This window comes from Arenibacter arenosicollis (assembly GCF_014397245.1).
GTDB lineage: Bacteria > Bacteroidota > Bacteroidia > Flavobacteriales > Flavobacteriaceae > Arenibacter > Arenibacter arenosicollis.
The window spans coordinates 1-13,872 of record NZ_JACLHY010000034.1 but is presented as its reverse complement, the minus strand read 5'-3'; the positions used below and the strand labels follow the sequence as shown (position 1 = coordinate 13,872).

Here is a 13,872-nt window from a genome sequence, read left to right as displayed (position 1 = left end):
CTTCAGGAAAGAACGATTAATAATATGAGTAAGTCTGCCGAGCAACGTTACCTTGAATTTATTGAGAGTTACCGAGACATAGAACAACAGATTCCACAATATATGCTTGCCTCCTACTTGGGGATCACCCCTGAACACCTAAGCACCATCCGCAAAAAATTGATCGGACATTAGTTTTCTTAAGATACCTTAATGAAATTGGTCACCATGGTTTTAATATTTGTACCAACAAAATATTTAAACCATGAAAAGAACGAACATTTTAATTGCAGTCCTGCTCTTTTTTCAGATAATGTTGAGAGGGCAACAAAAAGAAAACGTGGGTGTTAGCCCGTGGGGGCCTCAAGATCAAATTGGCACTCTTAACATGATGACCGAAGACTCAATGCTTCAGGTACTATCCAAAATATCCTCTGGGAAGACCTACGACCTCAGTGTAGAATACTTTGTTGGTATGCCCAGTTTTCATTCGTTGGGAGATCCGGGATACCAGTATTGGCTTACACATACACCACACGGCACTATTGTGGACAATCCCAATGGCCTAGGAGAGGAAATGAACAGAAAGGTAAGCTATACTGGGGACGCCATCTCCATGTACACCCACATGGGCACACACATAGATGCCTTGAACCACTTTGGTTTGGATGGAAAAATCTGGAACGGATTTACCCCTGAAGAGCATCTTGGAGACAAGGGCTGGAAAAGAACCGGAGCAGAAACCATTCCTCCAATTATAGCCAGAGGGGTACTCTTGGATGTGGCGGATGCAAAAGGACCAGTTCCAAAAAACTATCACATCACTTCCCAAGACTTACAGCTCACCCTGAAGAAACAGGGTATAAACCTAAATAGTGGGGATGTTGTTTTGATCAGAACCGGCCAAGCCGAATTCTATGAAGATGCCTCACACTACCTAGATAACTATCCAGGTATTGGCCTTGAGGCCGTTAAGTGGTTGGTAGAAGACCAAGGAATTATGCTTCTAGGTGCCGATAATCTTAGTTTTGAGGCATTTCCGCCAGAACGGGAAGACAATTGGGTGCCTGTGCACACCTATCTACTCGCCGAAAAAGGGATAATGTTCATAGAGCAGCTATTCTTGGAAGAGTTGTCAAAAGATAAGGTCTATGAATTTGCATTTATTGCGGCATCCCTAAAATTGAGGGGTGCCAGTGGATCTCCCCTCAGACCTATTGCACTTCCAATAACTAAGAAAAAGTAAGGTTATGAACAACTCAACATTATTTCTTCTCTCTTTTTCGGTGGGTATTTTGGTCGTAATCCAGGGTGGTATAAACGCTCGGTTAGGGGTATTGCTTAACAATACCTTGTTAGCCACATCAGCTGCCCTGGTTATGAGTGCAAGTTTTACGCTTATCGCAGTTTTAGTGACTGTCCGTGAGCTTCCAAGTCTGGAGCAAGTAAAATTAATACCCTCCTATATGTGGTTTACCGGGGGGGCATTAAGCTTCCTGGCCGTTACCCTTTTCTATTACACAATTCCACGGATTGGTATATCTACTGCGGTAATTTTTGGCCTGAGTGGACAAATAATTTTTGCGGCGATTGCAGGGCATTTTGGCTGGTTTGGAATGCCCATTGAGCCCGTTACCATAAAGAAAGTTATGGGGATAATGGTGTTGACCTTAGGAATTATACTTATAAAATATTGATAGTTATGGATTTAATCAGAGAGAACATCTACAATCTTACGAGCCTTTGGAGCTTGGCTGGCAAGGCCGATGGCCGATTCTTTAATGATGAAGATTACGCTATAAGTACTATTGCAGATTCAGCCTGGCCAAATAAACTTTGGTTTCATAGGCCTCCCAGCCAAAAGCTATTGAAAGAAATCTTTAATAAGTGGGATAGTGACGACATCAATATTCCCATATGGCAAAAAGATATCCCGGAACAACTTTTTGAATCCCTGGGTTTCACATTAAAGAATGAACTCACCGGAATGTCTATAAACTTAAATCTGGTTAAAGATCAACCCTATAAACTTTTCGTTCAAAAGGTAAATAACAGCAAATCCGCAGCACTTTGGTCCAGTATTTTTTTTAAAGCCTTTGGATATTGGATCAATCCAAGAACTGTGGAACTCACCATTAACCAAGTAGATTACCTCATTGGAAATCATGGACCAAAATCCATTGGAACAGCAATTTTGTATAGGGATGATCCCAATATCGCAGGTTTTCATTCTATTGGTGTAGTACCGGAGCACCGTCAAAATGGTTATGCCTCAGACCTGCTAAACCAAGTGCTAAGTTTGGCCAAGAAGCAAGGCGCAAAATATGCCACCCTGCAAGCGTCATCCATGGGGAAAGGTCTTTACCTAAAAACAGGATTTCAAGAAGATTATCAACTTAAAAATTTCGTAAAACGATAAAACTAAAAAAATGAATTTAATAGATCATCTTAATTGGCGATATGCCACCAAAATATTCGACCCAAAAAGAAAGGTAAGCAAGCAAAACTTGGAGTTGATCAAGGAGGCTATTAGGCTTTCAGTTTCTTCCTATGGCTTACAGATGTATAAGGTCCTAATTATTGAAAATGATGAAATCAGGGCAGCTTTGCGAAAAGCTTCTTGGAATCAATCGCAAATTACCGACGCATCCCAGTTGTTCGTTTTTTGTAATTACACACTAGATTATGACAGGCATGTAGACGATTATGTAGAACGAAATATCACTGCACAGGGCAATTCTTCCGATGGGATAAAACAATATGGGGAATCCATTAAGACGAGCATCGCCAAGATGTCGGCAGAGGAACGAAAAAACTGGTCGGAAAAGCAAACCTATCTGGCCTTGAACAATCTTCTTATTGCTTGTGCCGAGCTAAAAATAGACGCATGCCCCATGGAAGGCTTTGACAACCAGGCCTATAATCAAATATTAGGATTGGATGAACGGGGACTTAATGCAGCCGTGATAGCCCCTGTAGGGTATAGATCTACTTCCGATAAATCCCAAAATAGATTAAAAATAAGAAAGACCAAGGATCAATTTTTCCAAACTGCCTGACCAAATAGAATTGAAAAAAAGTATGGCAAGTTCAACATCATTATAAAGCAGGTTGGACTTGCCTAAAATAATCTAAAAAATAATAGTATGCCACACTTTGTAATTGATTGCTCGCAAAACATTTTAAACAAAAAAGCTCCTCACGAAATCATTCAGAGGGTTTATGATACTGCTGAAGCATCCGGTCTTTTTGAAGACGGGGACATCAAGGTAAGGATCAATCCCTTTGAATACTATACGATAGGCAATACCAGGGACGACTTTATGCATGTTTTCACCAATATTATGGAAGGAAGAAGCATTCCCGAAAAAAAAGACTTATCAAAAAAAATAGTTTCTGAATTGAAATCAATGTTTCCCGAAGTTCCCATTATTTCCATAAACATCCGGGATTTTGAGAAAGCCACCTACTGTAATAAATCAATGGTAGGGTAAATTTGTACAGCATATCAGGGATAATACTAATTAACCGCCTTCACGCAACTTTACCTATTATTTTCATCTACGGGAATAAAAAGGTTATGGTTATTGGATGATTTATTCGTAAACGCAAACTTTAGAGAACTTGGAATCTCAAAACGATTAATCGAAAGAGCAAAGCAATTATTAAAGGATTCATCTGCCTGCGGGATGTTTTTGGAAACGAAAATATTCAATTAAAGGTCAATAATCTATATTCAAAAACCGGATTTGCGTTGAACAAGGAATCAAATTTTTATTATTGGGATAATAATCTGTAACATTTATACCGTATCTATCACCAATGTATGAATGAACAATTATACCAAGTGAGGTTAAGAATAAATGACCTAAATGAGAAAACTACTCTCCAATTATATTAACACTTTTGGTGGCTTATCAAAGGAAGTTTGGTGGTTGGCTTTGATTACACTTATTAATCGGGCCGGTACCATGGTGGTTCCTTTTTTATCATTGTACCTTACCAACAGTTTGGGCTTTACACTTTCTGATGTAGGTTGGATCATGTCTTTTTTTGGATTGGGCGCTGTGGTCGGTTCTTGGCTTGGCGGAAAACTGACCGACCAAATAGGATATTATAAGGTAATGGTATTGAGCTTAATGGCTTCAGGATTATTTTTTATTATCCTCCAATTCACTACCACATTTGTTGGGTTTTGTCTGGGTATTTTTGTTTTGATGATCCTTGCCGATATGTTTCGTCCTGCCATGTTGGTAGCCCTGAGTTCCTATAGTAAACCTGAAAACAGAACACGTTCCATAACCTTAATCCGATTGGCGATCAATTTAGGTTTTTCGGCAGGACCTGCATTGGGAGGTCTTATTATTTTTGCGCTTAGTTACAACGGATTGTTTTGGGTAGATGGTATTACCTGTATTTCTGCAGGTATTTTATTACTAAATATTCTTCACCCTAGAAAGGCTAAAGTCTTGGAGCAGATAAAGGTAACAAACCCTACCAAAGCATACACGGATAGCGCTTTTATGATTCTTTTGGTAGCAATGACACTTTTTGGGGTGGCTTTCTTTCAACTATTATCTACCCTGCCCTTATTCTACAAAGATATCCATCATCTAACAGAAGCAGAAATAGGCCTGCTACTTGGTCTGAACGGATTCATTATTTTTATTTTAGAAATGCCTTTGATCAAATGGTTGGAAAGTAGTAAAAATAGTATATCCAAACTCATTCTAGTAGGGGTACTGCTAATAGCCTTGAGTTTTATTGTTATCAATTTAACAGGTTGGGTGGGCGCATTAATTTTGGGAATGATCTTAATGACCGTTGGAGAAATGATCGTATTTCCGTTTTCCAATTCTTTGGCCCTAAACAGATCTATAAAAGGAAGCCAAGGGCAATATATGGCGTATTATACCATATCATTTTCTATAGCACATATTTTTGGGCACAGTATTGGGATGAATTTAGTGGCCAATTTAGGATTTAAATCTACCTGGTATATCATTACATTAATAGCTGTTTTGAGCGCAGTTTTTATACTTATATTAATGGGTATGCTAAAGAACGAAAGAGCTATACTTAAGGAATCCTCGTAATTTTTTTTATGGGTATAATTAATGTAATCTCTACCTTCCTTTTTCAGTATTGACAGATTAATATGGATATTTCCCATAACCGCTTGGGGTTTCAAGGCCCTTCAACAGAAGGAGCGTACATTTTGTTCAAGTATTAAATTTCAAAACCAAAAGATAAAACAATGACTATCATGGTTTCCTTTGAAAAGCGCTGGTATATTTGGATAATTATTCGTAATTTTTTCTCAATATTAATTTTACGAAAGTCCAAATGTATTCCCAATGGGCATATGGGATAGGTCTATTGAATTGTTGCCCCTCAACATATTTAGGCATAAAGGTGTAACGCTATCCCGTGACCTTCATTCTGGATTTTCGATGCTGTATTTTTGAATTTTAATTATTAAATATCCTATCATGAAAAATGGAAATCCTGTAGTTTGGTTCGAAATTTATGTTGACGACCTTAACAGAGCTAAAAAATTTTACGAAACAGTATTTCAACTTGAATTGAGTGAATTGCCAATGCCAGATACCGCTGATGCCAGTATGAAAATGTTGTTTTTCCCGAGTAATATGGAAGCCATAAACAGTGCTTCCGGAGCATTGGTGAAAATGGAAGGTTTTAAGGCCGGTAACAATAGTACTATTGTCTATTTTATGAGTGAGGATTGCAGTAAGGAGGAATCCAGAATAGCAGCAGCAGGTGGAAGCGTTTCTAAACCTAAAACATCTTTGGGCGATTATGGTTTTATGGTTCTCGCAACGGATACAGAAGGCAATATGATCGGGGTACACTCTATGAAATAATGGGAAAACAGTATTGGATGGTGTCCACCGAATTATGAACAAAATGAAATTAACCGAAAAAGAGCATATCGCTATTCTCGAAATATTAAAATCTAGATTTAACCAAAATATAGACCGTCATAATGGCTTTGAATGGGACGCAATAGAAAATAGACTAAAGGAGGATCCCGGCAAAATTTGGTCCCTTAACGCAATGGAAAAATCAGGGGGTGAACCGGATGTGGTCGATTTTGACTCCGAAAAAGGAGAATATATCTTTTTCGATTGTTCAGCGGAAAGTCCAACCGGCAGAAGAAGCGCCTGCTATGACCATGAAGCCCAGGAATCCAGGAAAAAATTCAAACCCAACCACAACGCCTGTGACTTGGCAGCCGCTATGGGAGTCAACATACTAAATGAAGATCAATACAGATATCTTCAAAAATTGGGAAAATTTGACGCAAAGACCTCTAGTTGGATACAGACTCCATCTGCCATCAGAAAACTGGGAGGGGCATTGTTTGCAGATTTTAGATACAACCATGTTTTCATATACCATAATGGTGCTGATTCCTATTATGCCGCTAGAGGTTTTCGGGCCTCATTTAGGGTCTGATGTAGAATAAATCTTATGGACAAATAGGCGATTCAAACGTTGGATTCTAAAATTTCAAATAGGGTATTACGAAATATAAGGGGGATGCCGTAAAGAGAAATAGAATTCCCTTTTGCTCCGGTAAACTAAAGTTTATTGCTATATTTCTTTTCTTTAATCCTAAAATCCAATCATATGCCATTCAATAGACGTAAATTTATTAGTCAATCTTTTGCCTCGGCTGCTGGATTGGCGACCGCTGCCATGATACCTACAAACATGTTTGGCAATGACTTACACAACACAGCGAGACCTGAAGAAATTATATTAAAACCCAATAATCCTACCGGGAACAAAGAAAGCATTAGGTTCTCTGTCATAGGGTTAAATCACGGCCATATCTATGGTATGGTAGACTCGCTCATCAACGGTGGCGGTACTATGGTGGCCGTATATGCCACTGAGCCAGAACTGTTAAAGGATTTTACCAAACGCTACCCCAAGGTTAAAATCGCGAAAAGCCAAAAGGAGATTATTGAGGACAATTCAATTCAGTTGGTGGCCAGTGCTTCCATTCCTGTTGAAAGGGCACCACTTGGTATTCGCGTTATGCAGTCTGGTAAAGATTATATGACGGATAAGCCAGGGATTTTAACTCTGGAACAGTTTAAAGAAGTGAAAAAAGTACAAAAAGAAACGAAGCGAATTTATTCGATAGTTTATAGTGAACGTTTGGGCAATCCGGCCTCTGTACAAGCAGCAGAGCTGGTCAGCGCTGGTGCCATAGGGAAAGTAGTGCAGACTATTGGACTTGGGCCGCACCGCATGCGACCCGAATCACGCCCCGACTGGTTTTTTGACCCCAATAAAGCAGGAGGAATCTTATGTGACATAGGTTCCCACCAATGCGACCAATTTCTTTTTTACACCAACTCCCAACAAGCAGAAGTCAATTACTCACAGATCGGGAATTTTAAAAATTCACATAATCCAACATATCAAGATTTTGGGGATATGAGTGTTAGAAGTCCACACGCAACTGGTTATATAAGAATCGACTGGTTTACCCCAGATGGACTTGGGACTTGGGGAGATGGTAGAACCTTTATTTTGGGTACGGAGGGCTACATTGAGATGCGAAAGTATATTGATATCGCTGGCCGCGAAGGAGGAAATCATTTGTTTTTGGTAAATCAAAAAGAAACTAAATATTACAACTGTTCCAATGTTTATATGCCCTATGGCGAGCAACTGGTAAACGATGTGGTGCACCGTACAGAAACCGCAATGTCCCAAGACCATTGTTTTCTTGCTACCGAATTGGCCTTAATTGGGCAACAACAGGCTCATAAAATCAATGTAGGGTCCTAAAAATTTCCCTAGGGCTAACTTGGGATTTTAGAACTTACTTTTCTTAAGGAGAACTCTGTGCTTTAATTTCAGTAGTTCCGGGTGTAATTAAATGAAGAGATCCATACTTCTAAGCCTCTGCTAACTCTTTATTTAAAAAAACTGAACATTAAAATGGACATGTCTCCTATGTGGTTTTGTGGATAGCTATACTTAATACCATAAAGTAGCAAAAAGCCAAAATTTTTCCAAAATCGGATATTCATTATTTTAGTATTTGCTTAAATAATAAATTAATGTAATTTTGAGGCATGGAAAATAATTCTTGTATTAGACAAAAGGCAGATGTTGAACAGATAAGTCGTTGTAAAGACTTAGTCCTGGAATTAAACGATTCGTTCGACTATTTGGCCAACGGACTTGCCATGGTCGGAAACAGCGTAAGACTCAAAATACTTTATCTGCTCTCTGAAGAAAAAAGACTCTGTGTCTGTGATTTGAGTGATATACTTAGTATGAATGTCTCGGCTATATCCCAACATTTAAGAAAAATGAAAGACAGGAACTTGATTGGGACCGAACGGGAAGCACAGACAATTTTTTATTCCTTAACGCCAGAATACGAAAAATTACTAAATCCATTTTTTAAAATCCTCGATAAAAACAAAATTTTGAACATGGTATGAAAAGTGTTAACAAATTATTCGGTGCAGGTCTACTCACTGCGATTACAGCTTCATTATGTTGTATAACCCCCGTTTTGGCCCTAGTTGCAGGTACCAGCGGAATCGCCTCGGCATTCTCATGGTTAGAACCAATTAGACCTTATTTGATTGGCATCACCATTTTAGTACTTGCCTTTGCATGGTATCAGAAACTAATCCCAACGACTATCGGGACTCGAAAGGAAATAGAATGTGAATGTGAAACGGAACTGAAACCAAAATTCACACAGTCAAAAACATTTTTGGGAATTATAACTGTTTTTGCGATTGTCATGTTGGCTTTCCCTTATTATTCAGGCATTTTTTACCCACAAACTGAAAAGCAAATTATGGTAGTTGATAAATCCGATATTAAAAAAACGGAATTTAAAATCAGCGGAATGACCTGTGCAAGTTGTGAAGCACACGTAGACCACGAAGTAGATAAACTAGACGGAATAGTAAACTCAAAAGCATCTTACGAAAATGGTAATGCTGTTATTGAATTTGACAGAACCAAAACCAGTGCAACAGAAATTGAGAGCGCAATTAATGCAACTGGTTACAAAGTAACCGCAAAAAAAAATAACTAATGACTATCCAATTAAAATCAGAAATTACATGTCCAAATTGCGGACATAAAAAAGTGGAGGATATGCCAACGGACGCTTGTCAATTCTTTTACGAATGTGACAAATGTAAAACGGTCCTGAAACCTAAGGAAGGAGATTGTTGTGTTTATTGCTCCTATGGAACGGTTTCTTGCCCATCTATTCAAGAAAACAAAAGTTGTAACGATTCAGGTTGTTGCTAACCTGTAAAACTTTAACCTTCGGGCTGTTAAAGTATTAATCCATAAGTACATATTGCAGATTACTCAAAACAAAAAAGATCATTTTTATCAATTCTAAGTAAACATAGAAGACTTATTGTTTCAGTTTTTGTAAATTGAGGTTCTATAGGGAATGCTAAATACAGCGCCTTCTCTTTGTAAATCTAAATGGACGCTAAAAACTGTATCTAATGAGTGGAGAAACCAATATAGCCAAATTACTACATGGAATGTCTCCAAAATTGAACAAGGGCCAATACGTATTTTGTTCTGTTAAAGATATAACTACCATAGACCGACAGGATACGATTTGCGAGTTTAAGGAAAAGGAAGGGACAACCATTGTAATTTCCAGAAATAAGGCCGACGAATTAAATCTACCCTATGAGTATGTTGCTTCCTGGATTACCTTAATGATTTATTCCTCTCTGGAGGCAGTTGGTTTAACCGCCCTATTTTCCACTGAATTGGCCAAAAACAAAATAAGCTGCAACGTTATAGCCGGGTATTACCACGACCACATCTTTGTGGATAAAAAAGATGCTGAAAAAGCAATGTTGGTTTTAACGGCATTGTCAAACAATAATAAGTAACTCCAATTCTTAACTTTGAAGAAATTTATTGGCTAATTCAAAATCAATTTCCACCCTGTATTGCCAAATAATTATAATAAACCTTCATCACATCCAACCGGAAGTGCTGACATGAATTTCACAATACAGGACTCCATTATTTTTATTACCTTTCCTTTTTTAACAAAAATAATCAACCATAAAAAAATTATTTTACCAATGAACAAATCAAACATTCTAAAGGCATTTCTATTATTCGCCATTACTACCATCTCACAGGCACAGGAAATAAAATCGGCCGAAGTAATACAGGTTATGGAAAAAGTGGCCGACTGGCAAATAGAAAATTACGAAGGCCTTTACAGCGGACATTCCAAACCGCACCACCCCTTGGACTGGACAAATGGTGCCCTATATGTGGGCATGGTGAAATGGGCTGCCTTGGCAGAAAATGACAAATATTACGAATGGCTTAAAGAAATTGGAGAAAAACACGAATGGCAATTACACCATAGAAAATATCATGCCGATGACCATACCGTTGGTCAAATGTATATTGAGCTGTATCGCAAGTATCAGGATAAGGACATGATTGAGCCAACCAAGGAGCAATTTAATTTTATTATGTACCATCCGGCGCAAACCTCCTTACATTGGAAGACTCCCTATCACCAGAGTCGTTGGAATTGGTGCGATGCCCTTTTCATGTCACCTCCGGTTTGGGCCAAGCTTTACAATATAACAGGAGAAAAAAAATATCTTGACTTTATGATGTCAGAATTTAAGGCTACTACCGATTTCCTGTTCGATGAAAAGGAAGATCTTTATTACAGGGACGAAAGTTATATGGGCAAACTGGACAACGGTACCAAAATATTTTGGTCGCGGGGTAACGGTTGGGTATTTGCTGGGTTGGTGAATGTAATGAACGAATTAAACCCACAAAGTAAGGAGTACAAATACTTCCTGAAAATTTACAAGAAAATGGCTAGTAAACTGCTTAAGATTCAAACCCCTCAAGGTCACTGGGCTATGAGTTTATTGGGACAGGAATTTTATCCGACCCCGGAAACCAGTGGTACCTCTTTTAATGTTTACGGATTGGCATGGGGAATAAACCAAGGTATTTTGGATAAGGCAACCTATGGTCCTGCCGTTCAAAAGGGTTGGAACGTATTGGTTGGCCATGTAACCCCTGAAGGCATGTTAGGTTATGTTCAGCCTATTGGCGCGGCACCAGGAAATGCCTGGCCCGACAAAACCGAAGTTTATGGCACCGGTGCTTTTTTGAGTGCTGGTTCGGAAGTATATAAACTGTACGGCGGAAAATAATCGCTATTTTTTTAGCACCTAGAAAAGAATTATCTGCCAATACGCCCTTCCAACAACTGGAAGGGCGTATTGGCTATTACTCGTTTAAATTTAATCACTTTCCAGAGCAAAAATAAAAACAAGGTTCAAATTCCACATGATTTGATAAACAACCGTCTACATTTTATAAGGCAATATTGATATATGCTTAAATATAATGGTGTTGAAGCAAAAACTTATTCAATTGGGTCTGCCTCTTACTTATTAATACTTTAAATTTATTCGTTGCTAAAGATGGAATGAAAAGAACATTAGTTAAGTTTAGAAATAGCCGATTCCGGAGATTTATAAGAAAACATGAAAAATATGCTCCTGTCCTATTTTTCATTGGTGGTTTTATATTTGACACTCTCACCCTTGGACGTGTGGATCGGTTGTACGACCTCGTTGTACTTAGCCTTCATATGACTTCCTTGACCATTACTCTATATCTCTATAATTTAGCTGATGACGGTAAATGGGACAACACTTTCATAGACCGATTTGTTGAGTATTTTCCATTGGCTATACAGTTTTTCTTTGGTGGCCTTTCCAGTGCCTATGTTATTTATTTCTCGCGAAGTGTATCCATGTCCAAAACGGTGGTCTTTCTTGTCATACTGCTCATCCTGCTATTTGCCAATGAGTTGCTGAAAAAACGGATATCCAATAAATACTTGCAGTTCAGTGTATATTTCTTTATAAGCTTCACCTTCTTTACTTTTATGATTCCTGTATTCATCAAGGAAATGAGTACTCAAATTTTTATCCTATCGGGCCTTATAAGTTTATTTTGTACGTTGGCCCTCATTACCATTATCTATAAAGTAAGTCCAAGTACCAGGACCGAAATACATATAGGTAAACTTATGGGTATTATACTGTCTATTTACATTTTGATTAATGCCTTCTACTTTTTTAGGCTTATTCCACCCGTTCCATTGGCCTTAAGCAATGGCATAGTTGCGCACAATATTAAAGTGGAAAACAATAAATACGTAGTTACTTATGAAACGGATGAATGGTATATATTTTGGAGAAAACACCGATTAAAATATATTCAAAGGCCCAACGAAAATGTCTATGTTTTTTCATCAATATTTGCTCCCACCGATTTAAAAAAATCAATTTTTCATCGTTGGAAATGGTATAATGAGAAAACTAAAGAATGGGAATTAATAGAAGATATTGGTTATGACATCACCGGTGGCCGGGATGGTGGCTACCGGGGTTACACCTATAAAAATAATTTAAGACAGGGTCTATGGAAGGTTGAAGTTCTTACTCAAGAAGAGTTGGTGCTTGGTATAATAGATTTCGAAATTATAACCAGTGAAAAATTACAGCCCAAAAGGGTAGTAAATAAAGCTTTCTAAGCTTTGACAAATTTGGAAACTGGCCAATACCAAAGATGAAATAACTTTAAACTATATTGACCATTAAAGTTAAAATATATTGAAAACCAGATCTTTAAGATTATTTATTACCATTACAGATATAAAATATTTAAAAAAAAACAAATTATTGTGTATCCTTTTTGCCTAAAGTTAGTCTCCTTAGTGAACTTAAAATTTTACAGATATGAATAATTGTAAATGCACTAATTGTGAATGCACCAAATGTAATTGTGTAAACTGTCTGGAGAATAATTGCTCCTGCACCAAATGTGATTGTACAAAATGTGAATGTTGCTAAAAAAGGTTGGTCTCTCCGGACCAACCTTGTATATTGGTATAATATGAAGATGGAAACGGCAGCCATATGGGAAAGGTTCAAAAGTGAAGTTTATTTTTTTATTCTAAAAAAAGTAAGGGATACGGATATCACCAATGAAGTGATGCAAAATTCATTCTTAAAAATTCATCAGGGTATCAATACCCTAAAGAATCCAGAAAAAGTAAAGGCATGGGTATTTCAAATCGTAAGAAATGAAATTGCAAATCATTATAACCAACGCTCAGAATCCGTTCTCTCTCCTCAGGAAGAATTATCCGCAACTTCCAATAGTTATAATGACCTATGTTGTTTGGACCGCTTTATAAACAGCTTACCAAAACAGTATAAAGAAGTTGTTGAGCAGGTGTATCTTAAGGGCAAGACCCAAGTTGAAGCGGCTGCATTAATTGGTATCAGTCTGTCCAATGTAAAAGCTAGAATTAGGCGCGCCAAATTAATCCTTATCAATAATTTTAATACCTGCTGTAAGTTTAAAATAAACGCTGAAGGAAAACTCATTGGGGATTCCAACTGTACCCGTTGCATTTAGGGCCTACCTTCCCCTACTCCATGATTACTTAAAACCGCTCTGGAAATGCCCAAGATTTATTATCTTAGGATAAGCAATAGATTATAAATTTTTCATAATGTGATTTAGGTCAGTATGCCACCATGAAATTCAGGGAACTAAAATTATACACTTCCAATATTAAGGCTCAGGCCAAGTTCTATTCACAAGTTTTGGGATTAACGATTATTGACAGATCCCATCAACATGTTTCCGGATCATGTCCAAAATCTGGGTTTTTACCATTTTAAGAATATAATTTAATCAAGCGATATAAGAAGTATTCCGTATTCCTGACTCCCCTAAATTGTGATCTAAAAGCCTTTACTTTGGCATTAAAGG

At 37.8% G+C, this 13,872-nt stretch carries 16 protein-coding genes; all 16 read left to right on the top strand.

The window, feature by feature from the left end; all coding sequences use genetic code 11:
* Positions 1-244: 244 nt before the first annotated feature.
* A complete protein-coding gene (locus tag H4O18_RS20615) occupies positions 245-1,225 on the top strand; it encodes a cyclase family protein (RefSeq protein ID WP_187588202.1) in 981 nt (326 codons plus the stop codon).
* Positions 1,226-1,229: 4 nt separating this feature from the next.
* Positions 1,230-1,676, top strand: a complete 447-nt coding sequence (locus H4O18_RS20610; RefSeq protein WP_187588200.1) for a DMT family transporter — start codon at positions 1,230-1,232, stop codon at positions 1,674-1,676.
* A 5-nt stretch (positions 1,677-1,681) separates the two neighbouring features.
* The gene (locus tag H4O18_RS20605) at positions 1,682-2,398 is read left to right on the top strand and encodes a GNAT family N-acetyltransferase (protein WP_187588198.1); all 717 of its coding nucleotides are present in this window, start codon (positions 1,682-1,684) and stop codon (positions 2,396-2,398) included.
* A gap of 10 nt (positions 2,399-2,408) precedes the next feature.
* A complete protein-coding gene (locus H4O18_RS20600) occupies positions 2,409-3,038 on the top strand; it encodes an NAD(P)H-dependent oxidoreductase (protein ID WP_187588196.1) in 630 nt (209 codons plus the stop codon).
* Positions 3,039-3,125: 87 nt separating this feature from the next.
* Entirely contained in the window at positions 3,126-3,473 is a 348-nt protein-coding gene (locus H4O18_RS20595; RefSeq protein WP_187588194.1) for a 5-carboxymethyl-2-hydroxymuconate Delta-isomerase, read from the top strand.
* 378 nt (positions 3,474-3,851) lie between these two features.
* Positions 3,852-5,075 (top strand): MDR family MFS transporter, encoded by a 1,224-nt coding sequence (locus H4O18_RS20590; protein WP_187588192.1) that lies wholly within the window; start codon positions 3,852-3,854, stop codon positions 5,073-5,075.
* A gap of 396 nt (positions 5,076-5,471) precedes the next feature.
* On the top strand, positions 5,472-5,864 hold the full coding sequence (locus H4O18_RS20585; RefSeq protein ID WP_187588190.1) for a VOC family protein: 393 nt from the start codon (positions 5,472-5,474) through the stop codon (positions 5,862-5,864).
* Between the two features lie 34 nt (positions 5,865-5,898).
* On the top strand, positions 5,899-6,459 hold the full coding sequence (locus H4O18_RS20580; RefSeq protein ID WP_187588188.1) for a DUF4256 domain-containing protein: 561 nt from the start codon (positions 5,899-5,901) through the stop codon (positions 6,457-6,459).
* A 174-nt stretch (positions 6,460-6,633) separates the two neighbouring features.
* Positions 6,634-7,809 (top strand): Gfo/Idh/MocA family protein, encoded by a 1,176-nt coding sequence (locus H4O18_RS20575; protein ID WP_187588186.1) that lies wholly within the window; start codon positions 6,634-6,636, stop codon positions 7,807-7,809.
* 290 nt (positions 7,810-8,099) lie between these two features.
* Complete coding sequence (locus tag H4O18_RS20570; protein ID WP_187588184.1) at positions 8,100-8,474, top strand: ArsR/SmtB family transcription factor; 375 nt, start codon at positions 8,100-8,102, stop codon at positions 8,472-8,474.
* Positions 8,471-9,085: a mercuric transport protein MerTP gene (gene merTP / locus H4O18_RS20565; protein WP_187588182.1), complete on the top strand. Its 615-nt coding sequence runs from the start codon at positions 8,471-8,473 to the stop codon at positions 9,083-9,085. The genes H4O18_RS20570 and merTP overlap by 4 nt, the downstream gene beginning before the upstream one ends.
* Positions 9,085-9,306, top strand: a complete 222-nt coding sequence (locus tag H4O18_RS22325) for a GDCCVxC domain-containing (seleno)protein (RefSeq protein ID WP_246474507.1) — start codon at positions 9,085-9,087, stop codon at positions 9,304-9,306. The genes merTP and H4O18_RS22325 overlap by 1 nt, the downstream gene beginning before the upstream one ends.
* 209 nt (positions 9,307-9,515) lie before the next feature.
* Positions 9,516-9,917 carry an ACT domain-containing protein gene (locus tag H4O18_RS20560; RefSeq protein ID WP_187588180.1) on the top strand — a complete coding sequence of 134 codons (402 nt, stop codon included), beginning with the start codon at positions 9,516-9,518 and terminating at the stop codon, positions 9,915-9,917.
* A 198-nt stretch (positions 9,918-10,115) separates the two neighbouring features.
* Positions 10,116-11,228, top strand: a complete 1,113-nt coding sequence (locus H4O18_RS20555) for a glycoside hydrolase family 88/105 protein (protein WP_187588178.1) — start codon at positions 10,116-10,118, stop codon at positions 11,226-11,228.
* Positions 11,229-11,506: 278 nt separating this feature from the next.
* Positions 11,507-12,622, top strand: a complete 1,116-nt coding sequence (locus H4O18_RS20550) for a DUF2914 domain-containing protein (protein WP_187588176.1) — start codon at positions 11,507-11,509, stop codon at positions 12,620-12,622.
* A 362-nt stretch (positions 12,623-12,984) separates the two neighbouring features.
* A complete protein-coding gene (locus tag H4O18_RS20545; protein WP_343065482.1) occupies positions 12,985-13,512 on the top strand; it encodes a sigma-70 family RNA polymerase sigma factor in 528 nt (175 codons plus the stop codon).
* Positions 13,513-13,872: the final 360 nt, after the last annotated feature.

Excerpts from the sequence above, each read along its gene's own strand:
- H4O18_RS20555 (WP_187588178.1), top strand. The coding sequence starts at position 10,116 with ATGAACAAATCAAACATTCTAAAGGCATTTCTATTATTCGCCATTACT.
- H4O18_RS20575 (WP_187588186.1), top strand. The coding sequence starts at position 6,634 with ATGCCATTCAATAGACGTAAATTTATTAGTCAATCTTTTGCCTCGGCT.
- merTP (WP_187588182.1), top strand. The coding sequence starts at position 8,471 with ATGAAAAGTGTTAACAAATTATTCGGTGCAGGTCTACTCACTGCGATT.
- H4O18_RS20560 (WP_187588180.1), top strand. The coding sequence starts at position 9,516 with ATGAGTGGAGAAACCAATATAGCCAAATTACTACATGGAATGTCTCCA.
- H4O18_RS20585 (WP_187588190.1), top strand. The coding sequence starts at position 5,472 with ATGAAAAATGGAAATCCTGTAGTTTGGTTCGAAATTTATGTTGACGAC.
- H4O18_RS20590 (WP_187588192.1), top strand. The coding sequence starts at position 3,852 with ATGAGAAAACTACTCTCCAATTATATTAACACTTTTGGTGGCTTATCA.
- H4O18_RS20605 (WP_187588198.1), top strand. The coding sequence starts at position 1,682 with ATGGATTTAATCAGAGAGAACATCTACAATCTTACGAGCCTTTGGAGC.
- H4O18_RS20595 (WP_187588194.1), top strand. The coding sequence starts at position 3,126 with ATGCCACACTTTGTAATTGATTGCTCGCAAAACATTTTAAACAAAAAA.
- H4O18_RS20545 (WP_343065482.1), top strand. The coding sequence starts at position 12,985 with ATGAAGATGGAAACGGCAGCCATATGGGAAAGGTTCAAAAGTGAAGTT.
- H4O18_RS20580 (WP_187588188.1), top strand. The coding sequence starts at position 5,899 with ATGAACAAAATGAAATTAACCGAAAAAGAGCATATCGCTATTCTCGAA.
- H4O18_RS20610 (WP_187588200.1), top strand. The coding sequence starts at position 1,230 with ATGAACAACTCAACATTATTTCTTCTCTCTTTTTCGGTGGGTATTTTG.
- H4O18_RS20550 (WP_187588176.1), top strand. The coding sequence starts at position 11,507 with ATGAAAAGAACATTAGTTAAGTTTAGAAATAGCCGATTCCGGAGATTT.
- H4O18_RS20615 (WP_187588202.1), top strand. The coding sequence starts at position 245 with ATGAAAAGAACGAACATTTTAATTGCAGTCCTGCTCTTTTTTCAGATA.
- H4O18_RS22325 (WP_246474507.1), top strand. The coding sequence starts at position 9,085 with ATGACTATCCAATTAAAATCAGAAATTACATGTCCAAATTGCGGACAT.
- H4O18_RS20600 (WP_187588196.1), top strand. The coding sequence starts at position 2,409 with ATGAATTTAATAGATCATCTTAATTGGCGATATGCCACCAAAATATTC.
- H4O18_RS20570 (WP_187588184.1), top strand. The coding sequence starts at position 8,100 with ATGGAAAATAATTCTTGTATTAGACAAAAGGCAGATGTTGAACAGATA.